This is a genomic window from Vibrio sp. 1288, from assembly GCF_033344475.1.
This window is the reverse complement of the sequence record NZ_JAWPOX010000016.1, coordinates 104586-122300: the sequence shown is the minus strand read 5'-3', so window position 1 is coordinate 122300 and position 17715 is coordinate 104586. Positions and strand designations below refer to the sequence as shown.

Annotated in this window: 15 protein-coding genes and 1 pseudogene; 7 read left to right on the top strand and 9 right to left on the bottom strand. The window is 43.2% G+C overall.

Features of this window, described 5'->3' with window-relative positions; genetic code table 11:
• Nucleotides 1–75: 75 nt before the first annotated feature.
• A pseudogene (locus R8O11_RS13865) lies at nt 76–1161 on the top strand (NAD-binding protein); the annotation flags it as partial.
• 92 nt (nt 1162–1253) lie between these two features.
• Here R8O11_RS13865 and R8O11_RS13860 read toward each other — a convergent pair.
• Nucleotides 1254–1547, bottom strand: a complete 294-nt coding sequence (locus tag R8O11_RS13860; protein ID WP_005375389.1) for a hypothetical protein — start codon at nt 1545–1547, stop codon at nt 1254–1256.
• A gap of 245 nt (nt 1548–1792) precedes the next feature.
• Here R8O11_RS13860 and R8O11_RS13855 point away from each other — a divergent pair, with 245 nt between their 5' ends.
• Nucleotides 1793–2086: an ArsR/SmtB family transcription factor gene (locus R8O11_RS13855; protein WP_047101698.1), complete on the top strand. Its 294-nt coding sequence runs from the start codon at nt 1793–1795 to the stop codon at nt 2084–2086.
• A 108-nt stretch (nt 2087–2194) separates the two neighbouring features.
• Here the strand turns inward: R8O11_RS13855 and R8O11_RS13850 are convergent, their stop codons facing one another.
• On the bottom strand, nt 2195–3544 hold the full coding sequence (locus R8O11_RS13850) for an alpha-amylase family protein (protein WP_047101701.1): 1350 nt from the start codon (nt 3542–3544) through the stop codon (nt 2195–2197).
• Nucleotides 3545–4064: 520 nt separating this feature from the next.
• Here R8O11_RS13850 and R8O11_RS13845 point away from each other — a divergent pair.
• Together R8O11_RS13845 and R8O11_RS13840 are read left to right on the top strand one after the other, a co-directional pair.
• On the top strand, nt 4065–4421 hold the full coding sequence (locus R8O11_RS13845; protein ID WP_047101703.1) for a MerR family transcriptional regulator: 357 nt from the start codon (nt 4065–4067) through the stop codon (nt 4419–4421).
• Nucleotides 4422–4479: 58 nt separating this feature from the next.
• A complete protein-coding gene (locus tag R8O11_RS13840; RefSeq protein ID WP_054728771.1) occupies nt 4480–4860 on the top strand; it encodes a carboxymuconolactone decarboxylase family protein in 381 nt (126 codons plus the stop codon).
• Between the two features lie 74 nt (nt 4861–4934).
• Here the strand turns inward: R8O11_RS13840 and R8O11_RS13835 are convergent, their stop codons facing one another.
• Both R8O11_RS13835 and R8O11_RS13830 read right to left on the bottom strand, forming a co-directional pair.
• Nucleotides 4935–5165 carry a PAS factor family protein gene (locus tag R8O11_RS13835; protein ID WP_005375384.1) on the bottom strand — a complete coding sequence of 77 codons (231 nt, stop codon included), beginning with the start codon at nt 5163–5165 and terminating at the stop codon, nt 4935–4937.
• A gap of 282 nt (nt 5166–5447) precedes the next feature.
• On the bottom strand, nt 5448–7874 hold the full coding sequence (locus R8O11_RS13830) for a M9 family metallopeptidase (protein ID WP_054574450.1): 2427 nt from the start codon (nt 7872–7874) through the stop codon (nt 5448–5450).
• A gap of 448 nt (nt 7875–8322) precedes the next feature.
• Here R8O11_RS13830 and R8O11_RS13825 point away from each other — a divergent pair, with 448 nt between their 5' ends.
• On the top strand, nt 8323–9300 hold the full coding sequence (locus tag R8O11_RS13825; RefSeq protein ID WP_176311637.1) for a hypothetical protein: 978 nt from the start codon (nt 8323–8325) through the stop codon (nt 9298–9300).
• Nucleotides 9301–9331: 31 nt separating this feature from the next.
• On the opposite strand, the gene accD is transcribed toward R8O11_RS13825, so the two are convergent.
• Nucleotides 9332–10195 (bottom strand): acetyl-CoA carboxylase, carboxyltransferase subunit beta, encoded by an 864-nt coding sequence (gene accD, locus R8O11_RS13820; RefSeq protein WP_213871222.1) that lies wholly within the window; start codon nt 10193–10195, stop codon nt 9332–9334.
• A gap of 141 nt (nt 10196–10336) precedes the next feature.
• Here accD and R8O11_RS13815 point away from each other — a divergent pair, with 141 nt between their 5' ends.
• A complete protein-coding gene (locus R8O11_RS13815; protein ID WP_115386754.1) occupies nt 10337–11236 on the top strand; it encodes a LysR family transcriptional regulator in 900 nt (299 codons plus the stop codon).
• A 148-nt stretch (nt 11237–11384) separates the two neighbouring features.
• Here R8O11_RS13815 and R8O11_RS13810 read toward each other — a convergent pair whose 3' ends face one another.
• On the bottom strand, nt 11385–12944 hold the full coding sequence (locus R8O11_RS13810; RefSeq protein ID WP_031778895.1) for a methyl-accepting chemotaxis protein: 1560 nt from the start codon (nt 12942–12944) through the stop codon (nt 11385–11387).
• 549 nt (nt 12945–13493) lie between these two features.
• Nucleotides 13494–14570 (bottom strand): nickel/cobalt efflux protein RcnA, encoded by a 1077-nt coding sequence (locus R8O11_RS13805; protein WP_042521547.1) that lies wholly within the window; start codon nt 14568–14570, stop codon nt 13494–13496.
• Nucleotides 14571–14705: 135 nt separating this feature from the next.
• On the opposite strand from R8O11_RS13805, the gene rcnR reads away from it, so the two are divergent.
• The gene (gene rcnR / locus R8O11_RS13800) at nt 14706–14978 is read left to right on the top strand and encodes a Ni(II)/Co(II)-binding transcriptional repressor RcnR (protein WP_005375370.1); all 273 of its coding nucleotides are present in this window, start codon (nt 14706–14708) and stop codon (nt 14976–14978) included.
• Nucleotides 14979–15244: 266 nt separating this feature from the next.
• Here the strand turns inward: rcnR and R8O11_RS13795 are convergent, their stop codons facing one another.
• Together R8O11_RS13795 and denD are read right to left on the bottom strand one after the other, a co-directional pair.
• A complete protein-coding gene (locus tag R8O11_RS13795) occupies nt 15245–16738 on the bottom strand; it encodes a GntP family permease (RefSeq protein WP_005375369.1) in 1494 nt (497 codons plus the stop codon).
• Entirely contained in the window at nt 16738–17697 is a 960-nt protein-coding gene (gene denD, locus R8O11_RS13790; RefSeq protein ID WP_005375367.1) for a D-erythronate dehydrogenase, read from the bottom strand. Before denD ends, R8O11_RS13795 begins: the two co-directional genes overlap by 1 nt.
• Nucleotides 17698–17715 lie beyond the last annotated feature (18 nt).

The window sequence follows — 17715 nt, the reverse complement described above, 5'->3', positions numbered from 1 at the left end:
TGTGACTGAAGCATAGGAGTTCCCTCCAATCGTTGCCTACTTTAAGTATAACAACAGTTAAAGGGAACATAGCCTTTCTTTATTACCGTTGGCGCAGGGATCAACTTCTCGGTTCTATTTGGTGATTTCTGGCTGATCATGGCGCTGACCATTGGCGTGATGGTTTTGAAAGCCTTGGTGCTGTTTATTCTTGCACTGATATTTAGGGTGAAAGGCAGCAACCGCTGGCTGTTTACCCTAAGCTTGGCTCAAGCAGGTGAATTCGGCTTTGTGCTTCTAAGCTTTTCAGTGCAAAACCACGTCATCCCATTTGAACTCTCACAAACTCTTGCGTTAGTGGTTGCGATTTCGATGTTCCTGACACCAGGTTTGTTTATTCTGTTTGATAGAGTGATTCTGCCGCGCTTTGAAAGCCAGTCAAATGAACGCGAAAGCGATACGATTGAGGAAACAGGCACGGTGATCATCGCCGGCATCGGCCGCTTTGGACAAATAGTGAATCGCCTATTGGTATCAAACGGCGTGACTACCGTGGTACTTGACCATCAATCTGACCAAGTCGATAACATGCGCCAAATTGGCACTCGCGCCTATTTTGGCGACGCGACTCGACCAGATATGCTACATACAGCCGGCATTGAGCACGCCGCTGCTTTGGTTGTGGCGATTGATAACCAAGAATCGAGTGTAGAACTGGTGAAGTACGTTAAGCACACGTACCCAAAAGTAACAGTGATTGCACGTGCCTTTGACCGTGGACATGGCTATCTTTTGCGTCAAGCGGGGGCTGATATTATTGAATCAGAGACCTACCATTCTGCATTGGAGATGGGCGGTCACACAATGAAAGCCCTTGGCATTCACCCCTTCTTTGTTGAACAACAGAAGGCGACATATAAGCGTGTTGAAGCACGTAAGTCAGAAATACTTTACAAAGCTTGGGAGGATGATTCTGAAGGTGAACGCTATGACAACAATTTCCGACAACTGTTTATTCAGTTAGAGGAGAAAATGGCGGAAGAGATGCAAAAAGATCGTCATGACAAACTATCGCGGTCAGAACGTGGTTGGACACCGCCACCTAAAGGTTACGCCGATGACTTTAATGAAGATAACGTCCAAGAGCTAACACCACCAAGAGAAGAGCCTATCCAACGATAACGCACTCCATATTAAAAACCTCCCGCTTGGGAGGTTTTTATTTTTTCAGTACAGAGCCACACGCCGTGCAGGATAAAATGATCTTCTCGATATTACATAAGATCATTCATTAAAATCTCATACTCTTCGTTTGCTTCTTCCACTAAATGAGAAAGCTCTAACGCATCAGTAACTGCAAGATTGAACTGCCACGGAGTTGTGTCTTCTTTACCACAGATTCGAGTTTCACACCCACGACTCTCAAAAGACAAATCATCAAACTCTGTGGTGTGGCGCTCTTGAAGTTCAACAATCTCAACTTCTAATTTACCGACAGGATTGACTTTAACGTGGGCATGTAACTCCGAACTGTTAGACAAACAATAATCTCTATGAACCGCAATCATGGCCGCCTCCTTGGTCTGCCAACTGACAACTCAACATTGAGTGTAGACGAGGGATTTTGAACGTGGCGTGAAATAATAATGAAGATTGATCTGTCTCATTAGAACAGACAACTGTTGTCATGAAGGCATGAGCCAGTATGAATCTCATCTGATTTAAATTGTTCTGAGATCGTAATAGTTGGCATTTACTGAGACTTTCCCTATTATCGAAACAAAATTACTGTGGTCATTCTTTAGAGGTCAGTATGGAGCTTGAAGCCGTTGCTAAAGCACTAAAAGAGTTAGGGCATCCGACTCGTTTAAGTATTTACAAAGAAGTCGTCAAAGCGGGATACAAAGGTATCGCGGTAGGCGGCGTACAAGAAAAGCTTGGCATTCCAGCATCCACTCTCTCTCATCATATCTCGAGCCTTGCTTCAGCTGGTCTTCTCACCCAGCGCCGAGAGGGTAGAACCCTTTTTTGTGTTGCAGAATATCAGTGCTTAGATGACGTAATTGTTTTTTTAAAAGCAGAATGTTGCGTTAACGAGTGCTCATAAATTTCTAGCAAAAACGAGAGAGTTTGAGTTTATATTGAATTTCAGCAGAACGTGAATGACGATGATAAACATACACACCGAAATTGCTAACCTCGGTGTGTACATCTTCTAGTTCGCGACGAGTAACATCGACGACTTAGATGGTACGATTAACTTACCGTCACTTGGAATGATTTGTTCTGTCATCAAATCAACCCAATCACCATCGATTTTTAATGTCAAAGACTGTTGACGCTGTGATTTATTAAGCACCACAATACCTTTGTCACCTCGCTTAAGTACGAGCATGTCATCGTTACCTTCAAGAACACTCATCGGCTCGCCATGCGTCATATTATGGAACTGGATCATTTTTGCCATTCTCGGATCGCTCCATGCACCCTGCCATCTTGGCTGACCATTTTTACCTTTAATACCGCTAGTGTTTAAGTCGGTATAAATCAACGGCACACCACCATCTCGGCCTAGAATATAGGCATAAGCTAACCATTCGTTTTCCTCGTCCATGATGAGCTCAAGAAAGACATCATTGTTAGGAATATCATGTGTGATAGCAAATGTAATCGCACGACCGGGGGACAGAGCCTGACCAAAACAATAGGGATCAATCAGAGACTTGAAGCTACCCTTTTTAGCAAACGCCTTAAACATGGTTGAGAACAAAGGGAAATCGTACGCACCTAGGCGAGTTTCCTGTAGATACGGCTCAAGAAACAGCTGATACTCTTCTTCCGTCGCACCGCCATCGGTAATAATTTCGCCAAATATGTGCACATCCCGCGTGATGTCGTCTGTCCAAACACGCTTAAGATGCTCTAACGTCATGTGTTTCGCAGCGTCAATACGAAAACCTTTCACACCAATAGCTTTCAGCGCCGTTAGGTACGCTCGCTGCTGTTCAACGACATGGTCACAAACACGAAGAGTTGGCAAGCCAGGGTCGGTTGGCCCACCTGTGATACGTCCGTTTTGAACCTGCCACTTATCTTTCCAGTCTTTGATGCCGAATGCTTCAACAAAGTCCTCTTCATCAAAAAGTGGTTGAGATAGATCGCCAAACAACGCTAGCGACTGATATTTCTGTTTGTTGTTCTGGTATTCCTCCAAGACCTCTTGTCTTGGGTACTGAAGGTCTCTGCGAAGGTGGGCCTCATTTGCCATATGGTTAAACACTACGTCGGCATAAACCCACACACCAACTTGCTCCAGTTCACGAACCATATGAATAAAATCTTTGGTATCACCCAAGGCATTATCGATAACACGATAATCCTGTGGTTGATAACGCTGCCACCAGCGCTCATCGTGTGCGCTTTTCATTGGTGGCGAAACCAACACAGAGCCATAACCAAGCTCGCGGATTTCTTTTGCTCGTTGGGCAATGTCAGCATACTTCCAATCAAACGCATGTAAGATAACGTTTGCACCGAATGATTGTGTTTCCTGTGAGCCACTCATGTTGTTCTCCTGCTCGTTTCCACTCACGATTACTTGTTTGCATTTTTTTGTGAGTGAATTCAATAATCGAAATTATAAAAGCTATTCATCAGAGGCACTCACCCTTTTAGCACTAACTCAAGGCTGAAATCGAAGGCGTAGCGACTCATCCATTGCACAGCGATAAATCGTTCTGAGTGAATAACGGGCACACGACATACAACCCGAACAGACCAACACAAAACTAAGGCATTGTTTTGATTAACAAAAACTTAAATTCAAAAAGATAGAACATAAGACCTATGTACGCCCTAAAATAGGCCCAAAGGATAAAAATAGCCAAGCCAACCCGTTGAGTAATCAATTGTTAATAAAACGAAACTGGCAGATGGATCACGTTTGGCGCGTTTCAAAAATCCAGTAAATCACCATACCTAGCGTTAAAAGACTAAAGATTTCTGTTTGTATCTGTCCCGAAATGACTTCAAAATGCGAAACTTAGCTTATCTCTATGGGGTATGCTCTACCTTGGAGGATAATAATGAATATCAAAGAATTTTCTGACCTCGTCGGGCTATCTGCTCATACACTTCGATACTATGAAAAAATCGGTTTACTTAAACATGTCCATAGAAACGCGAGTGGACATCGAATGTATAGTTCGAAAGATCTAAACTGGATAAGCTTTGTTAAGCGTTTAAAAGAAACTGCAATGCCACTTGAAGAGATTCTAGAGTATGCCAAATTAAGGGAAGTCGGCTCTCAATCTGTACCACAACGTCAAGCCCTGTTAGAACGCCACCAAGAAAACCTCAAACGCCACATTGAACAACAGAAAAAGCACTTATCGGCTCTAGAAGAAAAAATTGCCTTGTATAAAAGCGGAAAAGTTCGTTGACTTAGAGTTAACTCTAACGATTAAGGTGTGTTTACGTTTATTCACTAGGAACATACCGATGGAACAATCACGCTTTAACAAAGGATTAGAACTACTCTCTCAAATTGATGGCGACGCTGGTCATAATGTCATCGAAAGCTTACAAGATATTTGTCCAGATTTAGCTCAGTACACCATTGAGTATCCGTTTGGCGATATTTATGCTCGCCCGGGCTTAGACCTAAAATCGAGAGAAATCGCAACCGTCGCCGCGCTAACGGCAATGGGGAATTGCGCGCCGCAACTAAAAGTGCACTTAAATGCAGCGCTGAATGTAGGCTGTAGCGAGGATGAGATTAAAGAGATCATTTTGCAGATGTCCGTCTACGCAGGGTTTCCCGCGGCATTAAACGGCATGTTTGCATTCAAAGAAGTGCTAGCGGAAAGAGCAGAGCAATAACGACGTTGAAATCAATTTAACCGCAATTAAAAACGGCCCTTGGGGTTCGGGCCGTGATTAAAACAACGAGTGAATTAGCGCTCAGGAGTTTCAAGCAGTTTAACCGCGCAATCTACCGCGTTGTTAATGCCTTGACTGCTCTCCAACTTGCCTGAACTTGCAGGACCAAGGGCACAAGAATACAAAGCCAGCTGCTTATCGAACGGCAGATCCAACTGTTCATAGAGATTTTGTCGGATTCTTGCATGTTGTTCTGGTTCTTGGTTAGCAAGGCTAATCAACGTTTCATAAATAAGCGTTTTCATGTCTTTCCCTTTTCACTTTATTGCACGGGGTGCATATATATTGTATCCATTTGGGAAACACAAATCAGAAGCTAGGTCACAGAACGCGTCGCTAAAAAAGTTTATGTGCGCGGTAAATTGCAATACAAACCTAAAGCCGTTTAGAAAAAGGGCAACTGATAACTCGATAGATCAGCCGATTAACTAGCATTCGCCGCTGTTTGTTTATAATCGTGTCCGATATAAACAAAAACGTCGCTGTATCAGCGACGTTTTATCTCGACTTTAGTTAATCGAACCTGTTTAGTTGAAGTGCACTAGCATTTCAACGTCATCGCCTTGCTCTGGAGCCTGAAGAGCGAAGTGCACGTACCCTGCTTCAGTAACAGGAATCGCAAGGTATTCATTGCTGCCTGCATAGTTGGACGCATACTCGTGCTGCTCTACTGTAGGCCAATGCTCCCTACTCGCGTATAGATCGACATTACCAGTTTGAGAGTGAGCCGTTAGCCATACACGAACCTCTTCTACACCTTCAGGCACATGAACTGCTGCATAACGCTGCTTGTGAACGGTAAGCATTTTGGCTTCACCAGACTCTAGTACCACAGGTGCTAAATCATCTTGCACTTGGGTTGGCGGTGTTTGCGCTTCCACTTCTAACGCAGCCACAAGATTTACTGAGTCATAGCTATCACGTCCAGTTAAGCTGATGTAGTAACGACCCGCTTTAACGTAACCATCTTGCTCTGGTTCAAACACAATCTCTTCATTGCTGCCATCAGCATATTGACTCATTTCGAAATCATAGTAATGCGCGACTTTGTTGTAGCTCATGTAAAGATCCGCATCACCCGCACCCTCAATAGATACATTGAAGTTAACGGTGTTGGCTGGAACATCAACGTAGAACAGTTTTTCGCTGTATGCTTCGCCACTGAGCTGAAGGCTTTGGTTCGCCGTCAATTCAGTCACTTGTGCTTCAGGGCTTGTTGGTTCTGTTGGCTCTTCTGGGTCTGTATCAGGTTGCTCAGGTTCCACTTTTAATGTGTCCAACCAACGTTCAAACTCAGCATCGTATTGTTGACCTAAAGACGTCACCTGCTGTGCCCATTGTTCGAACTGGCCAGAGCGCGACAATGCCAACAAGCTTTCGACGTCTTGTGGATGATTTTCTAACATGAATCGAACAGCTAGATAACCCCAACGATAGATACGATTGGTATCGTGAGAGTACGTGGTATCAAACACAGTGGAAAGGCTCAGTTTACCATCTGCAATCAGCTCAATCGCAGCTTGGTAACCTTGCTTGTAATGCATGTATTCAGCAAAACCTTCTAGCCACCAAACAATATGACCATGAGCCAAGTTATCGCTGAACGAACCGTATTGGTTAAATCGTGCATCTAAATAGTGCGTGTATTCATGTTCTAGGTTCAAGATAGAGAGATCTTCACCATTCGCGTAGCGATAAGCGACGAAACGCGCAGTATTGTCCGCTTTTGAAGGGTCACCTTCTAGGTACTGACCACCGTTGTCCGTTGTATTACCAAATAGGAATGAAGAGTAATCAACGTAACTAGTGTTACTCGCGAATACCGCCACTTCAACACGATCATTCAAATCATCAGCGACAGGTTGATTACCCGTATTCGCAACTCGATGGAAGTCGGCTTCTTTTGCCGCTAGCACTTCACACGCTTTCGCTGCTTGAGCATCGGTCAGATCCTCAGAGCGAATAATGGCAGGTCCCTGACATTCAAAACGATTTGGCATTACACGTGCAGCTAAATCTTGCTTGGCTTGCTCAATATTCAGACCATTTAGGCCTTCTGGTGCGTAGTAGCTCATCATTTCAACGGCAGCAAGCCATAGTTTGTCATGCTCACTACCCAGTGGATAACGCTGCATCACCTGTTGCATTACTGCCAATGCTTTGCGTTTGGTCTCCTGATCTGGGCTCGCGAGCAAACGACCAGTTTCACGTAATGCATTGAAAACGATAAAGCTTGCATCCGTATCTAATGCCCAAGCATTATCAGATGCGAATTTCACCAACGTATCAATATGGTGTGTATTGTTTGCCATGTATCGGTAGAACGCATCGTTCGCCGCATGGCCTGCCATAGAGCGGAACAAGTTGTTTAAACCATCGACCCATTGCGTGTCCTGCGCGGTTTCACGATTAAAGTGCATCAACGCGGCCATCATGCTATCCATGGTCAGCGGCAACTGCTTAACGTTATCAACCATCAAAGTCAGGCTCTTCATTGCACCAACTTGTTCACGACCTTGATCCAAAGCATGAGGGTTGTTTAGGAATAGGTTCGTCGACTGAGCAAAACGCTGACTCAACGCTTGCGAAAACTCAGGTGTACCAGTACCAGCGTTGTAGCGAACGTAGTAGGCCGCTCGAATAAATTCGCCTAGGTTCTCTAGAATACGAGCTTGATCTGCTTCACCACGATAGCGAGCGATTTCTTGATCCAGCGCGACTTGGATACGGCTTAGGCTCGCTTCACTATAGATATCATTCAGCGTTTCTGAAGGTGCTGAAAACCAAGCGTGGTAGCAATCATACTCAGCACCAGAAACGGCAGTAGCCAGATCTCGCGATTGTTGTAAATCAGCAACAGCACACTGATTTTGTGCAAAAGAGAAGCCAGACACACTCGCTAGCATACAAGCAAGCGCCAAACGATGGCGCGGGAAAAAACGGATATGAGACATAACAACACTCATTGATTATTAACATACATTGAGTGGGGGTTTATATTCTTTACAGCTCAAACAGTGAAATCAGTGTCATAAAATTTATGAAACCGCTCCCAAAAATAGGTCTTTTACTCTAATTAAATGGGAGCAATCCCACTCCAAAAAAACTCACAATTATCAATAAAAACATTAATTTACCTTTTTCTAAATAACGACTTTATGAGGAAAATTGCCCTTAAACGCCCCCCTTAACTCTTCCAGATAGAGTTCACGACAATCAAAGGTTCTAAATTAAATTTTGATGCTTGATACCATCTATTTTTATTTGTGACTCATTCCCAATAAGTCATAGAGTGCATATCAAAAGGTTGGCATTAATGGTAAATTCTCCGCCAAATCAAACACATTTACTCCTCCAGTCATTGATGAGTGAATAAAGCAGATATTTGGCTAGGGATAATACATGTCACTTTGGGGATTTTGGGGAGCGGGGATTGCCTACTTCATGACAACGTTTGCCTTTGTTTTTGGCGGCATTTTTTGGTTATGTTCTGAAGGTAATACATTAAGAGAAACAAAGCGCCAATCATCAATAATGTCCGGGGTTATTGCTTGTACTATTGGAACTTGGGTGCTTGCTTTTGGTGTTTACGTTTACGGTTACTTTTGGGATAACTCTTCTCACTATTATTTTTATTTGCTCGCTCCATGGGGACTTGCCATTTTTGGGGTAAAACTTCGTAACCGCTGGGTTAAGCAATACGCGCGTGTAAAACACGCAAAAGAAGAACAGTGGCAAAAGCACTGGCGAGAATTATTAGGGGAAGATACTGAAGAGCTTCCACCATATACACATGATTACGAGCTCTACTCGGGCATTTGGCAAGCCAATGAAGCGCTTCAAGAACAGTGTTTTGCAGCCCTTCCTCACGGGAAAGCAGTCTACGAGAGAGTGAAAGCCTTCCAAACGATGGCCTCCCCCGCTGGTGACATAAACAATCAAGTTTTGCTGAGTAAACTCGATCAACTAGAGGATGAAATCATTCAAGTTCTTGAGCAACACTCGCAAAAGAAAGTAAGCATTGAAACTGGCGCAGGTACTTTACACAAAGAGTCAAAACGCAATGTTTATCACCATGAGAATGGCCCAACAGAAGAGCAACTGTACGACTCAATCAACCTCCAACATGATTTGGATCGAGAGCTACGCAACATTATCTATGATCGGCTCGGTTACGATGGCGAAGATGAGTACTTTTTCCTCCAAGCGCCACTCGAAGAGCTTACCGAGAATGAAACCGCAATCAACTGGATGCTCTGGGGGTTAGTAAGCGACCATTTTGCTGTTGACCCATACCAAACGGCGTTGGATCTCAGCCTAATGAATGCGGAACCAAGATGGGGGCAAAATGAACGGTTTGTAATGATTACGGCTCAATAAACGCAAGTACTAAGTCTAACTTTAATACAACCTATTCTGAGACCACCCTCGCGTTGGTTAACTTAGCCAGTAAGCGGCCAACGCGATCGCGCATTTCACGTCTATCGACAATCATATCTAGCGCACCATGCGCTAGTAAAAATTCACTTCGCTGAAACTCGTCTGGTAGCTTTTCACGTACCGTTTGCTCAATGACCCGTCTTCCCGCAAAGCCAATACTTGCTTTAGGTTCACCAATATTGATGTCTCCTAACATGGCTAAACTCGCCGAGACGCCACCATAAGTTTGGTCCGTCAATACTGAGATATAGGGTAATCTGTGCTCAGATAAGTGGTTTAACGCGGCGCTGGTTTTTGACATTTGCATGAGAGCCACCAAAGACTCTTGCATGCGCGCCCCTCCGCAAGCGGAAAAACATACTAACCCAGATTTTGTATTAATTGCGCTTTCAACTGCTCGGACAAACTTCTCGCCAACCACTGCGCCCATTGAGCCTGCCATGAAAGAGAATTCGAATGCACACGCAACAACAGGCAGCCCCAATAACTTGCCCTCCATCACCACCAACGCATCTTTTTCTCCAGTCGTTTTCTGTGCTAAAGCAATTCGCTCTTTATATCGCTTTAAGTCTTTAAAACCCAAAATATCTTGTGGCTCCAACTCACTTGCCAACTCTTGTTGTGTTCCATGGTCCAGAAAAGAGATCAACCTTTGACGCGCAGCCATTCTCATGTGATGTGAGCATTTAGGGCATACTTCCAAATTTTCTTTTAACGCGGCACGATAAAGTATTTGTTCACACTCAGGACACTTTGTCCAAACGCCCTCAGGGATAGACGCTTTGCGCGAACCTATTATATTTTTATTCTCAAATAACCGTTCTAACCAGCTCATAAATTCACCACTATTGATTACGTTCTAGCGCGATATCTCGTTGTTTGTTCGCTTAAACTTGTAAATAAAATTGTATGTAACTTAGTACAGGGATAAAGTGCGATATGCTGGCTTGATAATCCAATAAAGTGGGATAATGAAATGTTTGATAACGTTGACCAAATCTGGTTAAAAAGTTTTCACTGTGTTTATGAGAACAACAGCTTTAAGCGAGCCGCTGAGTGTTTGAATATACCAACATCAAATATCAGCCGACACATTGCCCTGCTTGAAGAAAAGTTAAACATTAGGTTGTTCAATAGAACAACAAGGCGAATGACGCCTACCGAGGCTGGAGAAGAGCTCTATAGCAGCACTCGTCCGTTATTGGAGCAACTCAACGCCGCACTAGAAACGGTAACGCGCCACTCGCACACGGTAACAGGGGAACTGCGAATTCTTATGCCAGACACACCTGTACTGGCCAAAGCGGTTGTCACCTTTTGCACGCAATACCCGTCAATCTCTTTGTCTTGCGATACAACGCTAAACCCTAAAGATGATGTTATTGATAGCTTTGATGTCATTTTGAGTTTTCATAGAGGGACTTTGTCAGACAGTAACTGGGTGGCGAGAGAGATAAAACGCTGGCCCAGTGCCATTTTAGCCGCGCCTCAACTAATTGAGAAATACGCCACCCCTTACAAAATTACGGATCTAAGTCATGTTCCCTGCATCACGACGCTTACCGCAGTAAATGGTGCACCATGGGTATTCAGAAACCCTGTTGGGGGCCATATTACTCAAACTGTGCAATCTTCATTCAAAGTAAACAGCGGTCATCTCGCCAGATATGGCGCGTTATCAGGGCTTGGATACGCAATATTGCCAATTGAGTCATGCCAAAATGAGATCAAAAATGGTGAGCTAGAAATAGTCACTCTAGAGTACGAACCTGAGGATTTAGTGCTTTACGCTTTTTACTCGTCTAGAAAACATGTAGCTAAGAAAATATCTATGTTTGTTGAACATTTAAAGCAAAACGCAAAACTTAACGCCTAGCTAAGCTTTACTCAACTAATTTATCGTATTCTGTTTTATCGTCTAGAAAGGACAAACACCGCTAAGCGATTTGAGACTCGATTTTTTCAAATAAAAAAGCCAGCAATTAACATTTACTGGCTTTTTATTAAAGAGGGTCAGTTGGCGTTTAGATTCTAAACGCTCCCACGTGACGATCGAGTGTTCGCGATAGCTCCGCGAGTTGTTGACTTGATGCTTCTAGTTGCTCACTCGCCGTTAGCGCACTTTTCACTGAGTGGCTGACGGTATCCATGTTCATATTAATTTCGTTTGCTACCGTTGATTGCTGTTCTGTTGCGGTTGCTACTTGAGTATTGATATCTGAAATAGTCGTCACTTGTGCAGCTATTGCTTCTAAAGCCTGTCGAGCTAACTCAGTTTCTGCCGTTCCTTCTTCAATAAGAGTCTTACTATTACTCATTGAATTCACCGCACTTTGAGCTTCAGTTTGTAGCTGGTGAATCATATTGTCAATTTCATCGGTAGAATGAGCCGTTTTAGTCGCTAGGTTGCGAACTTCATCAGCTACGACTGCAAAACCTCGGCCGGCATCACCAGCGCGTGCAGCTTCGATAGCCGCATTGAGAGCCAATAGATTGGTTTGCTCCGAAATACCTCTAATCACCTCTAGAATACTACCAATCGACTGAGTATTTTCAGCAAGACTCACGATAATGTTGGAAGTGCTGTTCATCTCGTTTTCAAGATTAGTCATCGCCGTTTTGGTTCTTTCTAGCGTCGTGTAGCCATCTTGCGCTTCATTACTTGCTGCACTCGCAGCATTTGCCGCTCCAGCAGCATTGGAGGCAATTTCATTGACCGTCGCAATCATTTCGTTCATGGATGTGACAACCAGCATGGTTTGCTCGTTCTGCTCTTGCCCTCTTGTGAGCGCTTGTTGAGATTGCCCACGCAAAGCGACAGCTGAACTATTAAGCTCCACACCAGTATTTACAACTTGTGTAATAATCTCATGTACTTTCCCAACAAAAACGTTGAAAGCAGAAGAAATTTGCGCGACTTCGTCATTACCTTTCGCTGGCAAACGAACGGTTAAGTCTCCGTCTCCTTTTGAGATGTCTTGTAGAGCGTCTTTAAGCGCAGAAAGCGGTCTCATCAGTTTATTTAGCAGAAGTGACAGAATCAAAACACACATAACGAAGATCGCCACCATAGAGATCAACTGGTAAGTAATAATTCCATTCGTCGCTTGGCTCACTTCGGTAATAGGAATACCAATATCAAAAGTACCGTATAACTGACCATCCACATAAATTGGTGCCATGATGTCAAACACCCATACTTTCTGTACATCGGCATACCACTTTGAGTACTGTTGAACACCTCTCGTCGCGCCTTCAACAGTATATTCATCGTTATAGGTTTTGTTCAGCTTGTGCTTATCACTGTGGGCTACTGCCGTCACGTTACGATCAATTACAACGGCATAACTCACGTCTGAACGTTGTTTCAGCCCCTCAACAAGCGATTGTAAATCTTGCATTGGATTGGCTGAGTTCTCCAAAATATAACTCGCATTTCCCGCTAGAAACTCAGCTTGAACTTGGGATTTGTTTAAGATGATGTCATCGATTTTCTGACTCGAAATTAGGTACGTTGATGCCATACTCGCCACGACAGCAATACCAAACATGGCGCAGACTGCTAATAAGATGATTCTTTTCATTATAATTGTCTCAATACAATTCAATTGATGCTCATTAATCGAGCGCTAAGCCTTTCTTCTCCAAAACCAACCAAACTGCATTTTGGGTCTGTTTGGCAGAGCAAGACATAACTTTATAACTATGTATCTGCTTGGTTCCCGATTACTTTAGACAGAAGGAAAAAAAGTCTTCAAAACGTCACATTTCTACGAGGTTTGGCGAAGGGACGAGTACGCAAAAGGAAACGTTTGCATAGTTAAATTTAACTATGCGACCAAATTGGTATCGAACATTAAAGAAAAGAGTTCTAATTAGCGTTTTGCCGTCGGGAGCGCTGTGGTCAGTGCTCCCGTTTTATCATTTAGTATCTCAGGTTCAGATATTAGAGCCACAATTGCAGCGGTTGTAATCCGAGATGCTTGGTGAAGCGAGAATGACTTGGTTTGTAGATATGGCAGCGATGTCGGATCGAGTGATTCTCAATCAAGAACCGGCAGCAAAACATGCAAACCAAGGCATGAAGCCATTACCCATACAAAAAGAAAGGAAAAGAGTCTTTATCACAGAGTTTAACTCGTCAGCGATATGTATCCATGCATACCCATGTATAAACCAACTGCACTGATCAAGACGCCCGATAAGTAAGGAGCTCGACGTGCAACATCATTCAAACCGCTCCATTTAGATGTCGCTTTTTGCACGCCCACTGCTGCCACAACGCCAACTGCAACCAGAGTCAAGGCTAAGCCAATACTGAATGACACAACTAAAGTCGCACCAAGAGTCATTGCCTTAAGCTGCAAACAGATAAGCAAAACCGTTACCGCAGCAGGGCATGGAATCAAACCACCCGTTAATCCAAACAGCAGAATTTGCCCATTCGTCACGTCTCGATTCTCAAAGCGTTTTTGAATGTCTAAAGCGTGAGCGCGTTCGTGAGCATCTTGATATTCCTTATCTTCGCTTTCTAAATGAGAACCAGGACGAAAATGTACATCAAAGTCATGGGTATGATCATGGTGCCCGATGCTCAAAGTGACAGAAAGTCCATTAGAGACTTCAATGCAAGACGCCGATTCCAAGTATCCATCACGCTCTATAAAGTGATAAATATCAGCAGGTTGATAACCATCACTCGATACCGAAACCTTGATACCTTCAGCAGTTAAAGGTTTACCGCTGAGTGTTCGCAACTGGAAACGGTGATGCTCCCCTTCCTCTGTAATCGAAAGCGAAACATGCCCATGTCCTGTATCCACAACTTGCGTCGTCCAATCGCGAGCATGATCCTGAGCTTTGTTCCAAGCTCGCTCATCGCTCCATGTCCGCCAAAACATCCATACGCCGGTTGTCACGATAATGACCCCAGAGATAAGTTGCATCCATGGTTCAGCCGCTTCAGCGGTGAATTTCTGGCTAATATACATCCCGCCAACAGCGATTAACCATACAATTGCAGTGTGAGAAAGTGTGGCAGCTAAACCCAGCATCACGGCTTGTTTGACCGTTCCTTTCACCGCGACAATGAACGCCGCCATCATCGTTTTAGAGTGCCCAGGTTCTAAACCATGCAAGGCGCCAAGCAAAATGGCACTGGGAATAAAGAACCACCCATTACCTTGTTGTAGTAACGCGACAAAATCCATTGTTGTTCTCTGTTATTGATTCTAATTTATCGCAAACTATACTCCCCCCTAGTATTAAATACTACCCCCCAGTATAAATTGAGTGCTACATTATCAGTTAGAATAACTCGGCCCGTAACTTAAAGAAGATAAGACATGTCGCATACAACCAGAGATCAAAAGAAGCTCAACACTCGAGTCAGTAAAATACAGGGTCAGGTGAATGGACTTAAAAAAATGCTGGAAGAAGAGCATGAATGCCAAGATGTGTTGCAGCAGATTGCCGCTATTCGGGGAGCAGTAAATGGTTTGATGCGAGAAGTAATTAAAGGTCACTTACTTGAACACGTCGTACTTGAGGAAGACAAAACTCAACGTGAAAAAGATATGGAAGTCGTATTAAAAGTACTGGACTCTTATATAAAGTAACCCTACTTCGCTAGAGTAAAATCACTAGAGTTAAACTCGAATAGAACCTTTATAGGTAATCTCTTACTAAGCGGGAAATAACAATTCCATTTCATATTGATTAAGTTGAAAACGGAACCTATATCGATTCAATTTAAATAGTTTATTTATAAGAACTAAAACGGCCCAAACATAGGGCCGTTCATATTATTAAAAAACTCTAAACTATCTGATAAAAATACATATTGTGATAGGTTTTTACTTTATGGAAGAGTACAAGTAAACCTTTATACCTCTTGTAATTCGACGTGCTTAGCGCTGTAAGATTTTGTAAATGCAACACACCCCAAAAGTACAGCAAGTGGTAACACAGGATCAAAGATTGAACCATGAGATCCGAAGAATAAGTTAAGAATCATGACTAATGAACCACCAATAGCCCAAGCAATTGTTGTTGGAATAGTCCAAATAATGAGTTGTTTCTTAACCTCAGTCACCCCCATTAATCGATTAACAATATGGAATAGCGAGTCATTAAAGTAGCCAGCAAATAGAGATCCCATCGTAGCTGCCGTCGCTGCGAATAAAAGGTTAACGTCAGGAATATTTACTAAAACTGGGGCAGATATAGAAGCAGCGGTTATCATGGAGACTGTACCAGAGCCCTGAATAATACGAACTAACGTCGCAATAATAAATGGAATCATAACCGCAGAAATAGGAAGCCCTGCAACTTGGTTAGCAATCTCTGCGCCCGCACCCGTTTCACGCAATACGGCACCTAACGCGCCACCAGCTCCTGTTACTAACAAAATGATGCCACAAGTGGAGATTCCTTGTTCCATCTTTTCATTCGCTTCTTCTTTGGTAAGGTTATTACCCAATGTGTAAACCGCTAGTAACGTCGCTATTGATAGTGCAATAGTAGGGCTGCCGATAAAAGCGATAAATTGACCAAATGTTGTTGCAGTCAGCCCTTCGAAACCGAAAGTCCCCTCTAATAAACCCATCACTGATTTCGCAAGTATAAGTAAAATAGGGATAATAATTGGAGCGATAGATTTACTTAAAGATGGTAGGTCTTTCGCTTCTTTACTTGCAATGTACTCTTTGTGATCATTAATCAGTTGCTCACTAGACTTCGAGAAATGTTCGGTTGGAATGAATTCAGGAAACTGCTTTTCTAACCATCTTGCATACCAAACAATACCCATGACACAAGGCGCTGCGATCATCAAACCAAAACCTAACATGCTGGCAAGATCGACACCAAAGATACCAGCAACGCCCAAAGGCCCTGGAGTCGGCGGAATAGCGTGATGCGCTACGACCAAGCCGCCCGCCAGAGCAACCGTAAGCGTTAAAATCGAGCGATTGGACGTTTTTGACAAAGACTTCGCAATTGGATAAAGAATGATAAGCGCGCTATCCACAAAGATTGGGATGCTAACAATATAGCCAGTTACAGCAAGAGCGGCCTCTTCTTTCTTTTTTCCTAACCACTTTATAAAATTATAGGCAATACTTTCTCCTGCTCCAGAAGCCTCTAAAATAGCCCCCATCATAACGCCGAGACCGATGACAATCCCTATACCGCCTAATGTTCCACCAAATCCTTTGCTAACGGTCGCAATCGTGTCGTCAACACTTAACCCACCAATAATACCTGCGATACATGCCGCAATTAACATCGCAATTAACACATGTACTTTTGTACGTAATACAAGAAAAACAAGGACTGATACGGCTACTATTAGTCCAATTACTGAGGTTGGTAACATTAGACAATCTCCATATTGTTAACAGAAATAAATTGTTGTAATACATCCTTGAAATTACTGTCTGATTTAAATCCAAGCTCCAGTTCTTTAGTACAATCAATTTTTTGTGGCCAACTACTCACAATACGATCAATACCCGCATCATGCTCATAGGTAATATAATTAGAAAGTTGTTTACCCATTAGAGTGTCCATTGTTTGAATCATCTCAGCTGGTGTAGTTTGAATACCAGGTAAATTAAGCGTTCTATAGGACAGATTATTTAACTGCTCATAAGGCATTAGCCCTGCATATTGAATATTGTCCACCACTCTAGACGGGCTCGATATCCAAAGTTTTAGCGTAGGGTCTACAGGACAATTTGATTCTTGAGCATTCAAAGGCTCACGAATAATTCCGCTTACGAAAGAGCTAGCGGCAAGGTTTGGTTTCCCAGGGCGAATACAAATAGTCGGTAAACGTACGGATACAGCTTTAACAAAGCCTTTACGGGCATAGTCGTTCACCAATAACTCACCTATAGCTTTTTGCGTCCCGTAGGATGACTGAGGATGAAGTGCTGTTATTGGTGTAATCGTTTCCGGAAGATCACCACCAAATACAGCTAAAGATGAAGCAAACGTAAAACGAATATTAGGGTTTACTTTACGGCAACGCTCAAGCAATAACTGTGTGGTCGTCAGGTTTACAGCTACGCCTAAATCAAAATCTTGCTCAGCATGGCTCGATACAATTGCCGCTAAATGAAAAATGTGTGTCGTTTCGGCAGTAATAACTTGGTCTATATTTTCTCGCTTTGTCATATCCATGACTAAAGAAACGACTCGGTCATCAATGCCCTCTAAGCGCGACTTTTGAATGTCGACAATAGTAATACTTTCAGCTTTGTTTTCTTTTAGTAGTGATTTGGCAAGTAGGGTTCCGAGAAAACCCGCCCCTCCAGTTATGATAATATTCATAGTCACGACCCTTTGTTT

Bases quoted from the DNA above. Each gene is read 5' to 3' on its own strand.
- R8O11_RS13815 (WP_115386754.1), top strand. From the start codon at position 10,337: ATGTTTGATAACGTTGACCAAATCTGGTTAAAAAGTTTTCACTGTGTT.
- R8O11_RS13845 (WP_047101703.1), top strand. From the start codon at position 4,065: ATGAATATCAAAGAATTTTCTGACCTCGTCGGGCTATCTGCTCATACA.
- R8O11_RS13810 (WP_031778895.1), bottom strand. From the start codon at position 12,944: ATGAAAAGAATCATCTTATTAGCAGTCTGCGCCATGTTTGGTATTGCT.
- R8O11_RS13855 (WP_047101698.1), top strand. From the start codon at position 1,793: ATGGAGCTTGAAGCCGTTGCTAAAGCACTAAAAGAGTTAGGGCATCCG.
- R8O11_RS13825 (WP_176311637.1), top strand. From the start codon at position 8,323: ATGTCACTTTGGGGATTTTGGGGAGCGGGGATTGCCTACTTCATGACA.
- denD (WP_005375367.1), bottom strand. From the start codon at position 17,697: ATGAATATTATCATAACTGGAGGGGCGGGTTTTCTCGGAACCCTACTT.
- R8O11_RS13850 (WP_047101701.1), bottom strand. From the start codon at position 3,544: ATGAGTGGCTCACAGGAAACACAATCATTCGGTGCAAACGTTATCTTA.
- R8O11_RS13795 (WP_005375369.1), bottom strand. From the start codon at position 16,738: ATGTTACCAACCTCAGTAATTGGACTAATAGTAGCCGTATCAGTCCTT.
- R8O11_RS13835 (WP_005375384.1), bottom strand. From the start codon at position 5,165: ATGAAAACGCTTATTTATGAAACGTTGATTAGCCTTGCTAACCAAGAA.
- accD (WP_213871222.1), bottom strand. From the start codon at position 10,195: ATGAGCTGGTTAGAACGGTTATTTGAGAATAAAAATATAATAGGTTCG.
- R8O11_RS13840 (WP_054728771.1), top strand. From the start codon at position 4,480: ATGGAACAATCACGCTTTAACAAAGGATTAGAACTACTCTCTCAAATT.
- R8O11_RS13860 (WP_005375389.1), bottom strand. From the start codon at position 1,547: ATGATTGCGGTTCATAGAGATTATTGTTTGTCTAACAGTTCGGAGTTA.
- R8O11_RS13805 (WP_042521547.1), bottom strand. From the start codon at position 14,570: ATGGATTTTGTCGCGTTACTACAACAAGGTAATGGGTGGTTCTTTATT.
- rcnR (WP_005375370.1), top strand. From the start codon at position 14,706: ATGTCGCATACAACCAGAGATCAAAAGAAGCTCAACACTCGAGTCAGT.
- R8O11_RS13830 (WP_054574450.1), bottom strand. From the start codon at position 7,874: ATGTCTCATATCCGTTTTTTCCCGCGCCATCGTTTGGCGCTTGCTTGT.